13 protein-coding genes are annotated in these 16,462 nt (G+C 44.5%); 9 read left to right on the top strand and 4 right to left on the bottom strand.

Going from position 1 to position 16,462, the window contains the following annotated elements:
• Positions 1 to 124: 124 nt before the first annotated feature.
• Both recF and JNN12_14520 read left to right on the top strand, forming a co-directional pair.
• Entirely contained in the window at positions 125 to 1,246 is a 1,122-nt protein-coding gene (gene recF, locus JNN12_14525) for a DNA replication and repair protein RecF (protein ID MBL7979551.1), read from the top strand.
• A 36-nt stretch (positions 1,247 to 1,282) separates the two neighbouring features.
• On the top strand, positions 1,283 to 2,785 hold the full coding sequence (locus JNN12_14520) for a M48 family metalloprotease (protein MBL7979550.1): 1,503 nt from the start codon (positions 1,283 to 1,285) through the stop codon (positions 2,783 to 2,785).
• Between the two features lie 52 nt (positions 2,786 to 2,837).
• Here JNN12_14520 and JNN12_14515 read toward each other — a convergent pair whose 3' ends face one another.
• Positions 2,838 to 3,044 carry a hypothetical protein gene (locus JNN12_14515; protein ID MBL7979549.1) on the bottom strand — a complete coding sequence of 69 codons (207 nt, stop codon included), beginning with the start codon at positions 3,042 to 3,044 and terminating at the stop codon, positions 2,838 to 2,840.
• 187 nt (positions 3,045 to 3,231) lie between these two features.
• Here JNN12_14515 and JNN12_14510 point away from each other — a divergent pair, with 187 nt between their 5' ends.
• On the top strand, positions 3,232 to 4,917 hold the full coding sequence (locus JNN12_14510; protein MBL7979548.1) for a CTP synthase: 1,686 nt from the start codon (positions 3,232 to 3,234) through the stop codon (positions 4,915 to 4,917).
• 820 nt (positions 4,918 to 5,737) lie between these two features.
• On the opposite strand, the gene JNN12_14505 is transcribed toward JNN12_14510, so the two are convergent.
• Positions 5,738 to 8,200 (bottom strand): DNA internalization-related competence protein ComEC/Rec2, encoded by a 2,463-nt coding sequence (locus JNN12_14505; protein ID MBL7979547.1) that lies wholly within the window; start codon positions 8,198 to 8,200, stop codon positions 5,738 to 5,740.
• A gap of 149 nt (positions 8,201 to 8,349) precedes the next feature.
• Here JNN12_14505 and nusB point away from each other — a divergent pair, with 149 nt between their 5' ends.
• Together nusB and JNN12_14495 are read left to right on the top strand one after the other, a co-directional pair.
• Positions 8,350 to 8,844, top strand: coding sequence for a transcription antitermination factor NusB (nusB, locus tag JNN12_14500; protein MBL7979546.1), 495 nt, complete (start codon positions 8,350 to 8,352; stop codon positions 8,842 to 8,844).
• An 89-nt stretch (positions 8,845 to 8,933) separates the two neighbouring features.
• Positions 8,934 to 9,608, top strand: a complete 675-nt coding sequence (locus tag JNN12_14495) for a serine/threonine protein phosphatase (protein MBL7979545.1) — start codon at positions 8,934 to 8,936, stop codon at positions 9,606 to 9,608.
• Between the two features lie 57 nt (positions 9,609 to 9,665).
• Here the strand turns inward: JNN12_14495 and JNN12_14490 are convergent, their stop codons facing one another.
• Complete coding sequence (locus JNN12_14490; GenBank protein MBL7979544.1) at positions 9,666 to 10,166, bottom strand: hypothetical protein; 501 nt, start codon at positions 10,164 to 10,166, stop codon at positions 9,666 to 9,668.
• A 170-nt stretch (positions 10,167 to 10,336) separates the two neighbouring features.
• Between JNN12_14490 and ychF the strand changes: the two genes are divergently transcribed.
• A complete protein-coding gene (gene ychF, locus JNN12_14485) occupies positions 10,337 to 11,437 on the top strand; it encodes a redox-regulated ATPase YchF (GenBank protein MBL7979543.1) in 1,101 nt (366 codons plus the stop codon).
• A gap of 55 nt (positions 11,438 to 11,492) precedes the next feature.
• On the opposite strand, the gene JNN12_14480 is transcribed toward ychF, so the two are convergent.
• Positions 11,493 to 12,599, bottom strand: coding sequence for an AI-2E family transporter (locus JNN12_14480; GenBank protein ID MBL7979542.1), 1,107 nt, complete (start codon positions 12,597 to 12,599; stop codon positions 11,493 to 11,495).
• 306 nt (positions 12,600 to 12,905) lie between these two features.
• On the opposite strand from JNN12_14480, the gene JNN12_14475 reads away from it, so the two are divergent.
• The 3 genes from JNN12_14475 to JNN12_14465 all read left to right on the top strand — a co-directional run bounded on the left by JNN12_14475 (position 12,906) and on the right by JNN12_14465 (position 16,394).
• A complete protein-coding gene (locus tag JNN12_14475; GenBank protein MBL7979541.1) occupies positions 12,906 to 13,601 on the top strand; it encodes a succinate dehydrogenase cytochrome b subunit in 696 nt (231 codons plus the stop codon).
• A gap of 45 nt (positions 13,602 to 13,646) precedes the next feature.
• Positions 13,647 to 15,566, top strand: a complete 1,920-nt coding sequence (locus JNN12_14470; GenBank protein ID MBL7979540.1) for a fumarate reductase/succinate dehydrogenase flavoprotein subunit — start codon at positions 13,647 to 13,649, stop codon at positions 15,564 to 15,566.
• Between the two features lie 81 nt (positions 15,567 to 15,647).
• Entirely contained in the window at positions 15,648 to 16,394 is a 747-nt protein-coding gene (locus JNN12_14465) for a succinate dehydrogenase/fumarate reductase iron-sulfur subunit (protein MBL7979539.1), read from the top strand.
• Positions 16,395 to 16,462 lie beyond the last annotated feature (68 nt).

Here is a 16,462-nt window from a genome sequence, read left to right as displayed (position 1 = left end):
CAAACCCGACTCCGAATCCATAAGTAAACCCAAAGAGCCTTTGAGCAATACGAAGGCTCTTTTCATATCTTACCCCTTTTAGTTCCATGTTAAAGCAAGCCGTGTGCGGCAGCAAGGCAAGGCCATGATCATAGAGACTATACACCTACACAACTTTCGTTCGCATGAAGACAGCCACTTCGCGTTTGGGCCGAAGATTAATCTGCTTTATGGAGACAATGGAATGGGGAAGACCAATATTCTGGAAGCGATCCACTATCTGTGTCTAACAAAAAGTTTTCTGGCCTCCAAAGATCAATATGTTCTCCGGTTTGGGGCAACATCTTTTGAAACCGCAGGAACGTTTATACGGGAAGACGGAGTACACATGCACGCCAAATTGGTTTTCGTACCTAGTGAAGGCAAACGCATTTTTATTAACAAAATCCCCCAAAACACCCTTTCTCAGGTCATCGGCAAGTTTCCGCTGGTGATTTTTTCGCCAGATGACCGGGCGTTGACAAGTGAAGGACCCGAAGTACGACGTAAGTTCTTAAATAACATTTTGTCTCAGGTAAAACCGCTATACCTACACGATTTATTGTTGTATCAACGGGCTGTTGCTCAACGAAACGCACTCCTCCTGCAACTAAAGCGACAACGATTAAAACAAAGTGAACAATTGCTGTCTTGGAATGAAGAACTGATTCAGACAGGAAGCCGAATTATCCGTCAAAGAGTTCGTTTTTTTCAGACCTTTATGCCATTTCTTCAACAAGCCCATCAGTCTATCTCGGTAGTGGGCGAAGTCCCCCATATCCGTTATCAAACAATTGAATTTGGTGCTCCAGAAGAAATTGAGCAGGCCTTCAGAAAAAAACTCACTCATTTACAACAAAGCGAGATAGAGATGGGGCGTTCGCTTGTAGGCCCCCACAGAGATGAAATGATTTTTTTATTGAACAAATTAGAAATAAGAAGATTTGCATCGCATGGACAGCATCGTACCTTTGGTCTTATGCTTCAATTGGCAAAATATTTTTACCTTGCGGAGCATATGAACGAGAAACCAATTCTTCTGCTGGATGATATTTTTGGAGACCTTGATTCCAAACGATCGAAAATCTTCTTAGATTTATTGTGTTCGGAACAAATTGGGCAATGCATCATTACCGCCGTAGAAGATCAAACCTTCAATACAGTTATTTCTTTTGAAGATATACGAAACAGGTGCTTCCACATAAACCACAAAAGTTCTCAGCCATAATCAATACTTTCACCTTATATAAACCTCATACATACCATGACAAACAAGTATCATAACATAATTAGGGGCTTTATCCTCGCCAGCATTACCTTTATTGCAGGTTGTGGCGCAGTTGATCAAAGCCTTGTCACCGGAAACAAGCGGTCTTATGCCTACACCTGGGCTCAGGAAGTTGAGCTTGGCAAACAGACCGATCAGGAAATTATCGCAGAATATGGCCTTTATGAAAACACGAAACTTTCAACCTACGTAAATCAACTGGGGCAAGAAGTTCTTAAATATAGCCATGCACGCAGACCGGAGACATCGGAGGAAATTCGCAATACTCCATTTACCTTTCGGGTGTTAGATAGCCCTATTGTGAATGCGTTTGCATTGCCCGGAGGATACATTTATGTAACCCGTGGTCTTTTGGCGCATACAGACAACGAGGCACAACTGGCCGTGGTTCTCGGTCACGAAATTGGGCATGTGATTGCAAGACATACCTCTATCCAAATGGGGCGCCAACAACGGACACAGATTGGGACCATACTGGGCGTATTAATTGGCGCAGCAGCCGGATTACCGCAAGACATGCTCGAAACCGGTGCTCAGGTTCTCTCTACGGGCCTCAGCCTTAAACTCCTCTCGTATGGACGTGAAGCAGAGCGGGAGTCCGACGCACTCGGGGTGGAATATGCTGCCATGGCTGGATACAAGGTAGGAGAAGCCTCGCGGTTCTTTCAATCTCTGAAGCGCATCCAACAATCAAGTGGTCAAGCAATTCCGGCATTTATGTCCAGTCACCCCGATCCCGGAGAACGAGAAGCAACCATGATACAACTTGAGCAAAAGTATGCGCAAACCATGTCGCTAACGAAGATTAATCAACAGTCATTCTTTACACAAATTGACGGCATTACCATTGGAGAAAACCCCAGACAAGGCTTTACAGAAAACAATGTTTTTTACCATCCAGACCTGAAGTTCCAATTTCCGGTACCGCAGGGCTGGGCCTTACAAAATGGGAGCTCAGCCGTTCAAATGGTCAATGCACAACAAGATGCAGGGATGAAGTTTTCCTTTGCAGCAGAAAAAACAGCACGCGAGGCTGCCACAAAATTGGCCAATACTCAAGGGGTTAAGACGACTTCTTCAAATGCCGTCACCCTTAACAATGGTATTTCGGGTGTCGTGGTAGATGCTTATACGGTAGATCAGAACGGACAAGCCCAGATGGGAATTCGTTCCTATTTTATAGAATATGGCGGAAATGTCTTCAATTTTATGGGACTTGCCGCTGCAAGCAATATTGCCACTCATCGGACCACCTTTGATCAAGTGGTGAATGGATTTGCTACTTTAAAAGATCAAGAAAAACTAACTCGCCAACCTTCTAAATTGGTATTGCAACGAGCAAACAAAAACGGCATTTTCCAAACCTTCCTTCCAACACGGCTCTCCAACAGCCTGACGCCGGAAACGCTTGCTATTATGAACCAACTACAGCTCAACCAAACGATTAATTCTGGCACAACGTTAAAATTGGTCCGATAAAAGGCTAAATGAAACCCTAAAAAAAGGCGGTTAAATCCATAACCGCCTTTTTTTATGCTTGTCCTACAACCGAAGGATAAATTTCAGGCATGGATAGCTGTGATATATCTGCCAATTGCTGATGACTTGAATCAAAGTATTGTTCGACGGCTTCACAGAAGAGGGCATTAAAAATCTCCCGTTTTTCCTCTACTAGCTCGGTTAAGGCCTCTTTTACAAGTTGTTTAAGCACTTCTGGATCCAAATTTTTGTTTTTCATTTTTGTTAGATTGGTCAATATGCTTAGTGTAAGATGTGCGACCAATACAAAATGATTAATTTTTCCAACGGACATCATCAAACCCTGAATCTTCGTCCCAAATTGATTCAGGGAACCTCTGCACAAAGTCTTATTTTGGGAAGGCAACTCTTACTTGCCAGCTTCCCCGTACTAAACCAAACCTCTTGTGGAAACCAAGTATATTTTTGTAACCGGTGGTGTAACATCGTCTCTTGGAAAGGGCATATTAATTGCTTCGTTGGGCCGACTTTTAGAAGCCCGTGGCCTACGAGTAACCATTCAGAAATTCGACCCCTATATCAATGTGGATCCCGGAACAATGAATCCTTATGAACACGGCGAGGTATATGTGACCAATGATGGAGCGGAGACGGATTTAGATCTAGGGCATTATGAGCGGTATCTCGGCATTCCAATGTCGCAGGCAAATAGTGTTTCTACCGGAAGAATTTATTCTGAAGTCATTCGTAAAGAGCGGGCAGGAGAATACTTGGGAAAAACCGTTCAAGTGGTTCCTCATGTAATTGATGAAATCAAATCTTGGATGACAATGTTGGGCAACAGTGGCGATTATGATGTGGTGATGATTGAAGTAGGTGGCACGGTTGGTGACATCGAAAGTCAGCCATATTTAGAGGCTATCCGACAACTTAGTTTTGAAATGGGTCGTGGAAACACTTGTGATATTCACCTCACCTTGGTTCCTTATCTCTCGGCAGCCGGAGAACTAAAGACTAAACCAACGCAATATTCTGTCAAAACATTATTGGGACATGGGATACAGCCAGATATACTCGTTTGCCGATCGGAAATGCCGATCGAAGAAAGTATCCGAAAAAAAATTGCACTGTTTTGTAATGTGCCACAAAGTGCGGTTATTGCAGCATTAGACGCAGGAACCATCTATGACGTCCCACTTCTTCTTCAACAAGAAGGCTTGGACAAGGTTGTTTGCGAGATTCTACGGCTCAATGATGCCTTACGAAAAACACCCGACATGCGAAGTTGGATTCAGTTCCTGAAAAGACTTAAACACCCCAGACATACCATCCGAATCGGATTGGTCGGTAAATATGTGGACCATCAGGACGCCTACAAGTCCATTACAGAGAGTTTTGTTCTCGCTGGAGCAGCAAACGAAGTGGCCATTGAGTTAAAACTTATTCATTCTGAAAACATTACACCGGAAAATATTGCGGAACAGATGGAAGGGCTCACAGGAATTCTGGTAGCCCCCGGATTTGGTTCTCGTGGCATTCCAGGTAAAATCTCGGCTATACGCTACGTGCGCGAACACAACATTCCCTTCTTAGGTATTTGTCTGGGAATGCAATGTGCTGTAATTGAATTTGCCCGTAATGTTTGTGGGTGGACTTCGGCAGACTCTACCGAGTTTGATCCTGATACCCCTTATCCAGTGATCAATCTGATGGAGAGCCAAAAAGAAATTACCCAAAAAGGCGGAACCATGCGCTTGGGCTTATACGAATGTGTTGTAGAAGCAGGAACAAACGCATACGAAGCCTACGGTAAAACTGACATCCAAGAACGACACCGACACCGCTATGAAGTGAATAACGACCTACGGTATAAACTTAGGGAAAATGGATTGCTTTTTTCCGGGATAAACCCAAAACAAGACTTGGTTGAAATCATTGAATGGCCAGAGCATCGTTGGTTTGTTGGAGCCCAATTTCATCCGGAGTACCAATCAAATGTCAATGCACCACATCCGCTTTTTCTATCATTCACCAAAGCCTGCATCCAATTTGCGAAAGAAAAAGGGCTTATAGAAGTGCCAAAGCCAAAAAGAAAACGGAACAAACCGGAATTGGCCTCTTCCGATGTGTAAAATCGCCCGCTATATTTCTTCTTTTCTAAAAGGCATCATCGTTGAGCAATCCGATTATCCCCCCCTTGTTTACCATCAAAAGCATTGCTTTCTTAAACAAACAGGATAGCCATCCTTTATTTGTTTGAACAACTCCCCAATCTGAACGACCTTTTTGGGGAGCGTTCTTTTCCACATAGTATCCTCTGAAGAATTATACAACAAGCAGCTTTTTCCACAGACAATCCAGCAATTAAGAACACTTAACAAAGAACTTATCCACATTTTTTCCCCAAAGAGATAATTTTCGACCCCTGAGCGGAGAGGTACAAAATAATAATGACCGGTTATACACACTTTATTCACCGCTTGTGTAATTCTCACTTGGGCATAAGGGCAAGCAGTGGAAGGCTATACCAAAAGCAGTGGATAAACTGGGGATAAGCATGCGGATAAAACGTGCAAAAGCCACCTTAAAGTCTGGAGTTGAGAGTTCGTGTTGAAAGTTGACCACTTATCCGTGTTTTATCCACCGTTTTCCACACCCAACACGATGTGGAAAATGGTAGGATAATGTGTTCAAAACAAAATCGGACAGTGGGCTAAAAAGGAGTGGAAAAGTGGGCATAAGGTAAAAGGCTTCCCCCATTAGGTAAAAATAAACGATTCGGAGCGATTAGCATGAGGATAACATGTGGAAAAGCACTTAACAACTTTAAAATAAGTTGAACAGGGAAATGTGGAAAAGTTGCTTATGAACATATCCCCACCCCCTACAACTAATACAACTAAAAATTTAAAAACTTAATTATTATCATCATTAAAAAGGATTTGTGGAAAACTAACGCCAAGCGACTTGTTTGACCCCTTTTGCACTCGCAGTAAAAATGATAGCACCCTCTGATCTGGTTTCTACAACCTCTGCCCCAAAATACCGCCAACGTCCTAAAACGTTTTCGTTGGGAAGACGATAAACGTTCCGTTCTGCAACGCTCACCACTGCTTTGGTCTTAGGCTTCATCACCCGCTGGATAAACTCAGGGGTACTACTGGTAGCGGATCCGTGATGACCTACCTTAACGACATCGGAAGCAAGTGCCACAGGATTGGTTTGTATCAAGCCGTATTCTGTAAATGCAGTACCATCACCCATAAATAAAAACTGATGTGTACCATGTTGAATACGCAATACAATGGAATGACTATTCACATCTTGATGTGCAAGTGGCTTAGAAACAGGTGCAAGTACTTCAACCAAAACAGAAGGGTCTAATTGTAAAAACATGCCCCTTTGTAAGCCCTTGATCGCCACATTTCGCACAAGAGCCAGTGAATCTACCTCTATACAGATATTGGACTGGCAAGGTTGTAAATTGGTAAATACCTCTCCTATATCTAACTGTGTCAATAAAGAGGGCAATCCGCCCATATGGTCTTGGTGTGGATGCGAAATGACCACCACATCTAACCGATTACGGTTTAACTTTCGGAGGTGTGGAATAATCGTGGATAAGCCCGCATCATAAAACTCATTTCGGTCTCCTGCATCAATTAACAGCGTTTTACCATTTGGAAACTCGATCAGTGCAGCATCCCCTTGCCCAACGTCAAAAAAAGTTACCTTGAGCTGAGGACTAAGGCTCGAGGATATACGAGGAAGTGTAAACCCAATCAGTGCAAAAAAGAGGGCAGCAATTGCCGTGCGGTAGCGTATTCTTGGGAAATCCCATTGAGCAAACATAAAAAGTGCCAACAAAAGGCTCAAGATCAACCATAGACTGGTAACGAAACCATGAATGCGAAAGTGTCCAAAGTAGGTATCACTGATCGAAACAAAACCAGTAAATAAGGAAGTAAGTGCACTGGCAGTGTTCCCCATCACAAAGGCCACACTTGGTACAAACCAATCAAGAACTACGGTAAGCAAAATGGAAAGAATGGCTAAATCGGATAGCGGAATGGCAACCAGGTTTAACCAAACGCCAGCAAGAGATACTTGGCCAAAATGATATAGGAGGATAGGTGCTGTGGCCGCAGTAGCCACCACAGAAACACCAATAGACTGTATGCCTGCCTTCTGCCAATCGTGGCGAATAGGCTTGTACTTGGTTATACGTTGGAGTGATGGCTGGAAAATGACAATGCCAGCAACCGCAGCACAGGAAAGCTGAAAGCCAATGTCGTATAAAGTTCCGGGTTGTAGCAACAGCATGATGAACATAGCCACTCCCAAACTATTCAATCCAGAGGTGTCACGTTGTATAAGCGTTGCCGATAGAAAAACCGCAGCCATAACAACAGCCCGAATAACCGAAGGACTACCACCTGTAATCCACAAGAAAAAAATCAACACCACAAACGTAACCGTACAACGAATGACTTCGATTGCAGTCCAGCTAAGCCGTTTGATGCGGCCTAATAGCGGACGTAGTAGATTGAATAATACCATACCGATAAGTAAAACGTGTAATCCCGAAACAGCCAACAAATGCGTTAGTCCTGTATTATTGAAAGACTGTTTGAGGTTTTCTGGCAAGTCGGTACGGTCTCCGATAAGCAAAGCCTTTTGCATAGATGCCATCTCATTAGAAGCGGTGTAATGTGTAATGGTATGACGGATCTTTTCCCTAAGATGATTAACAGAACGATGAATCCACCCATTCGTATTACCAGTCCGCGATAAGGTTTGTGGCTCACGCACATACAAGACGGACTGGATGTTTTTATGGGACAGATAGGTCGCAAAGTCAAAATCTGCGGGATTTCGTTTTGGTTTTGGTCGTTCTAACCGTCCTGCCACTTGAATGTGATCACCCCAGTGCAAATCTGGCAATCCACTTTCTGGGTTGAGTTTTAGGTAAACCAGTACCTTTCCAGAAGCCACTTGGTAACGATTCTGCTCTATCCCAAAAACCTTGAGGGTAAACCTAAGCCCGCTGCGGTACCGAACGGGAAAGTCTGAAACTTCTCCATAAACCAGCGTTTGCCCGGATGTTATTGGCTCTGTGATGAAATGTGAAATATCGTTGGGAGCGCTATTCAAGTCTGCAGACATACGTAAACCACCAAAGACAAAACACAATAGCCCCAACCCAATTCCCCGAAAAAGTGGCCTTAGGCTAACCAATTTGCGTTCAGGTAACAAAGACGTTGCAAAAATCCAACAGAGAAGCATAATCGTACCCAAGAACCAGTCCTCATGGGCGAATAGGGGTGCCGCCATAATACCTGATCCCATCAAGAGAACGACCATAAGCATAGGAAACGAACGCCAACGGGCAATAAGAGAAGCGGAAGAATACATGTGAAATAAAGGTTTAGAAGATACTTTTTCGCTTAGACACCATAAATCTGAACCATATAACCTGATAGGTCACTGATTTTCCATCATCCCTTCATTCCATAAATCGTAGCTTGCAATGCGCCCCAATACATACCTTGAAAAATTGTAGCATGAGTACCAGAAGACAAGCACGAGAACGGGTAATGCAAGCCCTTTATGCCTTTGAACTTAGTGGATCTGATGCACAAGAGATCATTCGCACGGTACTCAAGCGAGAGTTGGATCCGGCTGCCCATGCCTTTGCAACCAGCTTATTCTTACAAACGATTGATTCTAATGCAGAGACAGCCGAGATCATCAAGCAGCATACACGTAATTGGGAGTTACGACGGATAGCCCTGATAGACCGCATTCTGATGCGTATAGCCATTACCGAGTTGCTTGGTTTTCCGGATATCCCACCCAAGGTTACGATTAACGAATGTATCGAAGTAGCAAAAGAGTACAGCACTGCGCAAAGTGGTAAATTTATCAATGGTATTCTGGATGCCATCTTGGGCGACCTAACCAAGGCAGGCAAAATCAGTAAAACGGGGCGTGGATTGGTTGAGATATCGGCTTCCAATCCGGTTCGTCAGAAAGCGTCCGTAAATGAAGCAGAATAAAAAACTTATTTTGTGTACCATTCGTGCCAGAATGGAAGTATATTGTTTTTCCGTCAAACTGTTTCAGGCACCCGAAAGGCAAATAAAGAATGGGTTTCGTTGCAATCGGTGATGTTCATGGCTGTCGAGTTACTTTAGAAGCCCTGTTGAAAGAAATTGCGCCCAGAGAGGACGATATTCTGGTTTTTATCGGGGATTATATAGACCGTGGCCCGGACTCTAAAGGGGTTATAGATTTTCTCTTGGCATACCGCAAAACTCAAAATTGCGTTTTTTTGCGTGGCAACCACGAGCAAATGTTACTGGATATGCTGGATGGCGGTATCGAGGCCCTTTGGCTTTCCAACGGTGGCCGTGATACGATGGAAAGTTACCGTCGTGCAGGATTTGAACAGATTCCCGAAGAGCATATCCGTTTTATACGGGATACACTGTTTTATTACGAAGCAGAAGAGTTCTTATTTGTGCATGGTGGACTTAAGCCGCGCTTTACCGTTGCACAAAATCTTAGCCTCTTCGACCAAGAAATCTTTCTATGGGAGCGTAGTCACCTGCGCACCGAATTTAATGAGTGGGAAAAAACCGTTATTTGTGGCCATACTCCTCAGCCCCATGTGCTGATGCAAGCCAATTTGATTTGTATTGACACGGGGTGTGTGTTTAATTATATCCCCCAGTTTGGAACCCTTTCTGCTATACGGTTACCCGAACATCAAATTATTACCATACCCAATCAAGAAAGACCAGTTCCTCTAAACGGTTAAATAGAAAAGCCTGTCTCGCTATAGAAACAGGCCTAAAATACTGTTCAACGATACCAATCAGTTTAGTTGTACCCACATCCCAAGCCGCAAGTAAGGCTCATTGGTCCCAGCCTCGAAGTATGCCTGATTTCCGCTACTCAGCCGTGTAACCGCCCGAAGAAATGGTTCGACTTTTAGTTTGAGGTCTGCCGGAATTTTAAGTTGTGGTCCTACCCGAAACCCCACATCTATATCAAGGTTTTGGTTAATGGGTTCATTCACCTGATTGATCAGGCTTAGTACCCGAATGGCACCGCCTACAGAAGCAGAAAGGTGAAATGCCGTATCATGATTGCGGTAGGCAGGCGTGAAATTTAGTTGAGCCATCGCTTCTGCCGTAACAATCTCATACGGAAAGACAATCCCTGCTTGTGCGCCCAATCCTGGTAACACCCCTAAACCAAATTGGGCGTTCCTTGGAAAAACACGGCGTGGGTTGTAGTTCGCGGTTGTTTGAGCGGTCAGTATCTCTGGCATGATCAACCCCACCAGAAAGAGCAGAAAGAAAAGTTTCTTCATAGCCAATTTATCGTTCGTTAAAAGTACTTTGGTATCACAATAATACAGCCTCAAATTTAGGGAAGAATTTTGTACTTCCGAAACGATGTTCGCAAGAAATTTCAATCCAGTCATTAAAAGACCGAGTATATTATCAGGCTTAATAAATTATAAACCCCAAATAAACTCCGATGGCATTACGTTGTGGCATAGTTGGGCTTCCGAATGTAGGAAAGTCCACTCTTTTTAATGCACTCACCTCGCAACAATCTGCACTTGCAGCGAATTATCCTTTCGCCACCATAGAGCCTAATGTGGGTATTGTAGCTGTTCCTGATGTGCGCCTACAGGTTTTGGAACGCTTGGTGAAGGCGCAGAAGGTGGTTCCGGCTACTATAGAGTTTGTGGACATTGCGGGCTTGGTGGAAGGTGCCTCGAAGGGTGAAGGATTGGGCAATCAGTTTTTGTCACACATTAGAGAAGTGGATGCGGTCATTCAGGTGGTACGTTGCTTTGACGATCCGAATATTGTACATGTCAACGGTTCTGTGAATCCAACTCGCGACATGGGGGTGATCAGTTTAGAGTTAATCCTTAAAGATCTGGAGAGCGTTGAACGACGGATAGATCGGGTACAACGTGCGGTAAAAGCTGGGGATAAAAAAGCAGCACAGGAACTCGATCTGTTGAAGCGGGTTCAGGCCCACTTGTTAGATGAAAAAGCTATTCGCACAATGCCGCTTATGGGTGACCATGAAAAAGAACTCTTAGACAGCTTTTTTCTTCTTTCTGCCAAGCCCATTTTGTATGCTGCAAACGTTGCGGAATCGGAGATATTAAGCGGCAATGCGTATGTACAAGAAGTGCAGGCATGGGCAGAAGGGGAAGGATCGGAAGTGGTAGTGGTGTCAGCGGAGATTGAGTCTCAATTGGCACAATTAGCGCCCGACGAAAAAGTCATGTTCTTAGAAGATATGGGACTTGAAAATAGTGGATTGGAACGATTGATCAAAGCTGCCTATCATCTTTTAGGATTGATCACATATATTACAGCAGGTGTAAAGGAAGTACGGGCATGGACTATTACACGGGGCACAAAAGCACCGGGTGCTGCGGGAGTAATTCATTCGGATTTTGAACGTGGTTTTATCCGTGCGGAAACCATAAAATATGAAGATTACGTGCGCCTTGGTTCCGAGTCTGCGGCGCGTCAGGCTGGTTTACTGCGTGCAGAGGGGAAAGAATATGTCGTTCAAGACGGCGATGTCATCCATTTTCTGTTTAATGTCTAAGCAAAAATCACCTACATAAAACAGAAGAATGCTGATCTGGGTTAACCTTTTTGGGTTAACCCTTTAGGTTAACAGGCTCAAGTTGTTCCTCTATCTTCTCCAATACCTCTTCTTTTAAAGGAATTTCGCCACTCATTAAAATAGAAAGCGGGTGTAGTGGTACAATGTTCTCAAAAATAATTTTTATGGTTGCGGTAAGTGGGACCGCCAAGATCATGCCACCAATTCCCCACAACCAACCCCAAAAGATTAAGGAAATTAATACGAGAACCGCGCTCAGGTCCAAACTGTTGGCCATGATCCGTGGCTCCAAAACATTACCGATAATCATGTGGGCTGCAAGCGGCAGCGTTAATACCAATACGGGTTGCACCCAGCTATCGAACTGCAAAATAGCCAAGATGACGGGCAATGCGGTTGCAATGGTTCCACCGACGTTCGGGATGTAGTTTAGGAGAAACGCAATAAAACCCCACATAATTGGAAAATCCAACCCGATGAGCCAAAGGATTAGACTCGTCACAATGCCCATAAGTAAGCTCATTAGGGTCTTTACAAAAAGATATTGCCGAACCTGCTTGTCTATATTTTCTATAATTCCTGCCATAGCATTGGCATATCCTGGCTGAAAGGCTGACTTTACTTTTTGGGTAAGTTGACCGGAAGTAGCGAGAATAAACATCATGTATAAAATAACAATGAATGTATTGGTCAGAAAGTGCAAAAAAGAACCAACCCCAGATGTTACCGAGTCTGCAACCGATGAGACGCTCAAAGCGTCTTGCCACGGAATGTCCTCAATCCGCATGTCAAAGTTCCCAAGAACCTGCCTGAGTTGATACTCCATGTCCACAACCAACTGGGTGAGTTTGGGTTGATAAATACGGATACCATCTACAAAAGAAGCAATGCTGGAATAGATTAGCAATCCCAAGACCGAGACCATTAATCCAAATACCAGCAATACCATTAAAAGCCCAATAAAAGCCGGAAATTTCCGCTTCTTGAAATAAAGCATAATGGGCGAAAACAAGTTCGATAGCAGGAGGGCAATAATAAGCGGTAATAAAATAGAGGCGAGCAGGTGCATCACAAAGCCTAGGGCTATAGCGACCAGAATGCCAAGCAGTAAGAGGATAAGGTTATTGGAACTTTGAACCATGACGTTGAGAGAAGAAATGATCGTTGCAGGGAAATGTACGGAATTATTCTGCAAATAGGTAAGGGATTTTTTGTTTACATCGTAGGTATTTCTTGATATAACCATTTGTCGCACATCTTCACGCTGCTTTGTCTGTATCTTCACCTAAATTTTTGTTCAATCATAAAGGTAAAGTCTCATTTGGCTTTGTTAATGGTTTAATTTACAAAGATACAAAGCAGGTATATCGGCAGTGTCTAACGAACAAGTTCATGAGAGGTATATCTGGTTAATTGTTTTTAACGGGCATAAACATTGTGAAATACCATGAGCCAAACTTCAGAATCCAAAATCCTTAAGTTTTACCGTTCTCAGACAGGCCGCAAGTTTATAACGGGGGTTACCGGTATTGGCCTGATGGGGTTTTTAGTGGTGCATCTGGCGGGTAATTTGGGCTTTTTTATAGGTGCAGACGCCGTAAATGCCTATACTGCAAAGTTGCACAGTTTGGGTCCATTGGTTTTGATCGTTGAAATTGGTCTAATTGCGATCGTTCTTTTTCATGCGATTTTAGGCATCAGCATTGCACAAGAAAAGCAAAAAGCACGTCCTGAAGGATACGCCCTGCATGTTTCGGGCGGTGCTCCGAGCCGCATGTCTCCTGCTTCCAAAAGCATGATATGGACGGGTCTCATCTTGTTGTTCTTTATCGTATTGCACGTTTGGCAATTCCGGTTCGGACCGCATTATGATACCATGCTCCCTGGTGGGGTTGAGCCTGTTCGGGATATGTATAAGGTGGTGGTAGATGTATTTGTTAATCCTTTGTGGGTCGCGCTCTATATGGGGGTGATGGTTTTATTGGGTTTCCATTTGCGCCATGGCTTTTGGAGTGCTTTTCAGAGCATCGGGGCAATGAGTTCTCGGCTCTCCAACACAATGTATGCGGCGGCACTGGTCTTTGCAGTATTAATTGCGTTGGGATTTTTTGTCTTGCCGTTGTATTTGCATTTGAAGCCTTAATCTTATTAAATCTGGAAAATCCTTTCATCTTATAGAATAACCGCTATGTCGAAATTAGATGCGCGTATTCCTGCCGGTCCCATTTCAGAGAAGTGGACCCGATTCAAGCAGAACATGAAGCTTGTGAACCCGGCAAACAAACGCAAGCACACCATTATCGTAGTCGGAACTGGTTTGGCCGGGGCAGCAGCCGCCGCAAGTCTGGCAGAACTTGGCTATAACATAAAGGCTTTTTGTATTCAGGACTCGGCGCGGCGTGCGCACTCCATTGCTGCACAAGGCGGTATTAATGCGGCCAAAAATTATGCAGGAGATGGTGACTCGATCTACCGATTGTTCTATGATACGGTAAAAGGGGGCGATTATCGGGCGCGCGAAGCCAATGTTTATCGGCTTGCTGAAACCAGTGTGGATATTATAGACCAGTGTGTGGCACAAGGCGTTCCGTTTGCACGGGAGTATGGCGGCTTGTTAGATAACCGCTCTTTTGGAGGAGCTCAGCTTTCTCGGACGTTTTATGCACGTGGCCAAACAGGTCAGCAATTGCTTTTGGGTGCTTATGGCGCGCTAAATAAGACCATCAATGCGGGTCAGGTGCAAATGTATGCACGTCACGAGATGTTGGACGTTGTGGTTGTAGATGGGAAAGCGCGTGGCATTATCTGCCGTAACTTAGTAACCGGAGAATATGAGCGCCATTCTGGTAGTGCTGTGTTGTTGTGTACAGGTGGTTATGGGAATGTTTTTTATCTTTCAACCAATGCCAAAAACTCAAACGTAACAGCCGCTTGGAAGGCGTATAAAAGAGGTGCTCTCTTCGGAAATCCATGCTTTACGCAAATACACCCAACCTGTATTCCTGTTTCCGGAGATTACCAGTCTAAACTCACCCTAATGTCTGAGTCGCTACGGAACGATGGCCGGGTTTGGGTGCCTAAGAAGAAAGAAGACTGCCAAAAGCACCCGAATCAAATTTCGGAAGAAGACCGAGATTATTTCCTCGAGCGGCGCTATCCTAGTTTTGGGAACTTAGTCCCCCGTGATGTGGCATCGCGTAATGCAAAGTATGTGTGCGATGAAGGGCGCGGGGTTGGCGAAACTGGATTGGCGGTTTATTTAGATTTTGCGGACTCTATCAAGCGTTTGGGCAAACATACCATTGAAGAGCGGTATGGTAACTTGTTTGAAATGTATGAGCGGATTACAGGTGAAAACCCATATGAAGTTCCCATGCGCATTTATCCGGCTGTACACTATACAATGGGCGGTCTTTGGGTAGATTATTCTTTGATGACTACTGTTCCTGGCTTGTTTGCGTTGGGTGAAGCCAATTTCTCGGATCATGGAGCAAACCGATTGGGCGCAAGCGCATTGATGCAAGGTTTAGCAGATGGTTACTTTGTGGCGCCTTATACCGTGACGGATTATATTGCAAGCAATTCGTTGGAAGCAATTAACGAGTCTCATCCGGCTTTTGAGGAAGCAGAAAAAGAATCAAGCGATCGCATTCAGAAGCTATTGAACATTAAGGGCAAAAAAACCGTATTGGAGTACCATCGCGAATTGGGTAAGATTATGTGGGATCAGGTAGGTATGTCCAGAAATAAAGTGGGCCTCGAACAAGCTATCAAAGATATTCAGGCGCTCCGGGAAGACTTTTGGAAGAATGTGTACGTCCCCGGCGAAGCCAATACCATGAACAAAAGTCTTGAGTTTGCAAACCGGGTGGCGGACTTTTTAGAACTGGGGGAATTGATGGCGCGTGATGCATTTTACCGGGAGGAATCTTGTGGAGGCCACTTCCGGGAGGAATACCAGACAGAAGATGGTGAAGCTTTACGAAATGACGAAGACTACGCTTATGTATCAACATGGGAATATAAAGGCGACCATGCCGAACCTGCCCTCCACAAAGAATCTTTGGTATTCGAAAACGTTAAACTAACCCAACGGAGCTATAAGTAATGCTGTCACCGACGTTTCGTCTGAAGACTGTCTTTTATTTATAGATAACCAGAAAAAAGAAGTGCTATGAGCCACGATAACATGACCATACACCTGCGGGTTTGGCGACAATCCGGCCCGAATGCCAAAGGAAACTTTGAGCAATATACCCTTGACACGGTAAACCCCCATATGTCGTTCCTCGAAATGCTGGACGTGTTGAACGAAAGGCTTACGAAGGAAGGACAAGTCCCCGTCGAATTTGACCACGACTGCCGTGAGGGTATTTGTGGTAGCTGTGGAGTAGTGATTAATGGGACGGCGCACGGACCGCAACAACGCACGGCTTCGTGTCAGTTGCATATGCGCCACTATAAAGATGGTGATGCGATTACCATTGAACCTTGGCGTGCAAAAGCCTTCCCGATTGTTCGGGACTTGGTCGTAGATCGTACAGCATTCGATCGGATTCAAGAAGCCGGAGGATATATTTCTGTAAAGACGGGATCAGCCCCTGATGCCCATGCTCTTCCCATTGGCAAGGAGGTGGCAGATGAAGCGTTCGATTATGCAGCTTGTATTGGATGTGGGGCATGTGTTGCAGCGTGTCCTAATGCCTCGGCCTCGTTGTTTACCGCAGCTAAAATCAGTCAGTTGGCCCTGTTACCACAAGGTCAACCGGAGCGGAAGCGCCGTGTGATCGCAATGGTGGATCAGATGAAGGCTGAAGGATTTGGCGACTGCTCCAACCATGGTGAGTGTGAGGCTGTCTGTCCGAAGGGAATTTCTATTGCTGGTATTGCTAAAATGCGTAGAGAGTATTTTAAAGCGATTCTTACGGGTAAATAGGCGCTTATTTGCGTTATAGTTTATGAATCTAAACCCTCTAAGCATAAAGTATTGCATAGAGGGTTTTT

The sequence above is a fragment of the Bacteroidetes Order II. bacterium genome (assembly GCA_016788705.1).
Taxonomy (GTDB): domain Bacteria; phylum Bacteroidota; class Rhodothermia; order Rhodothermales; family UBA2364; genus UBA2364.
Note: the sequence above shows the minus strand (reverse complement) of the source record. Positions and strands in the feature narration are given on the sequence as shown.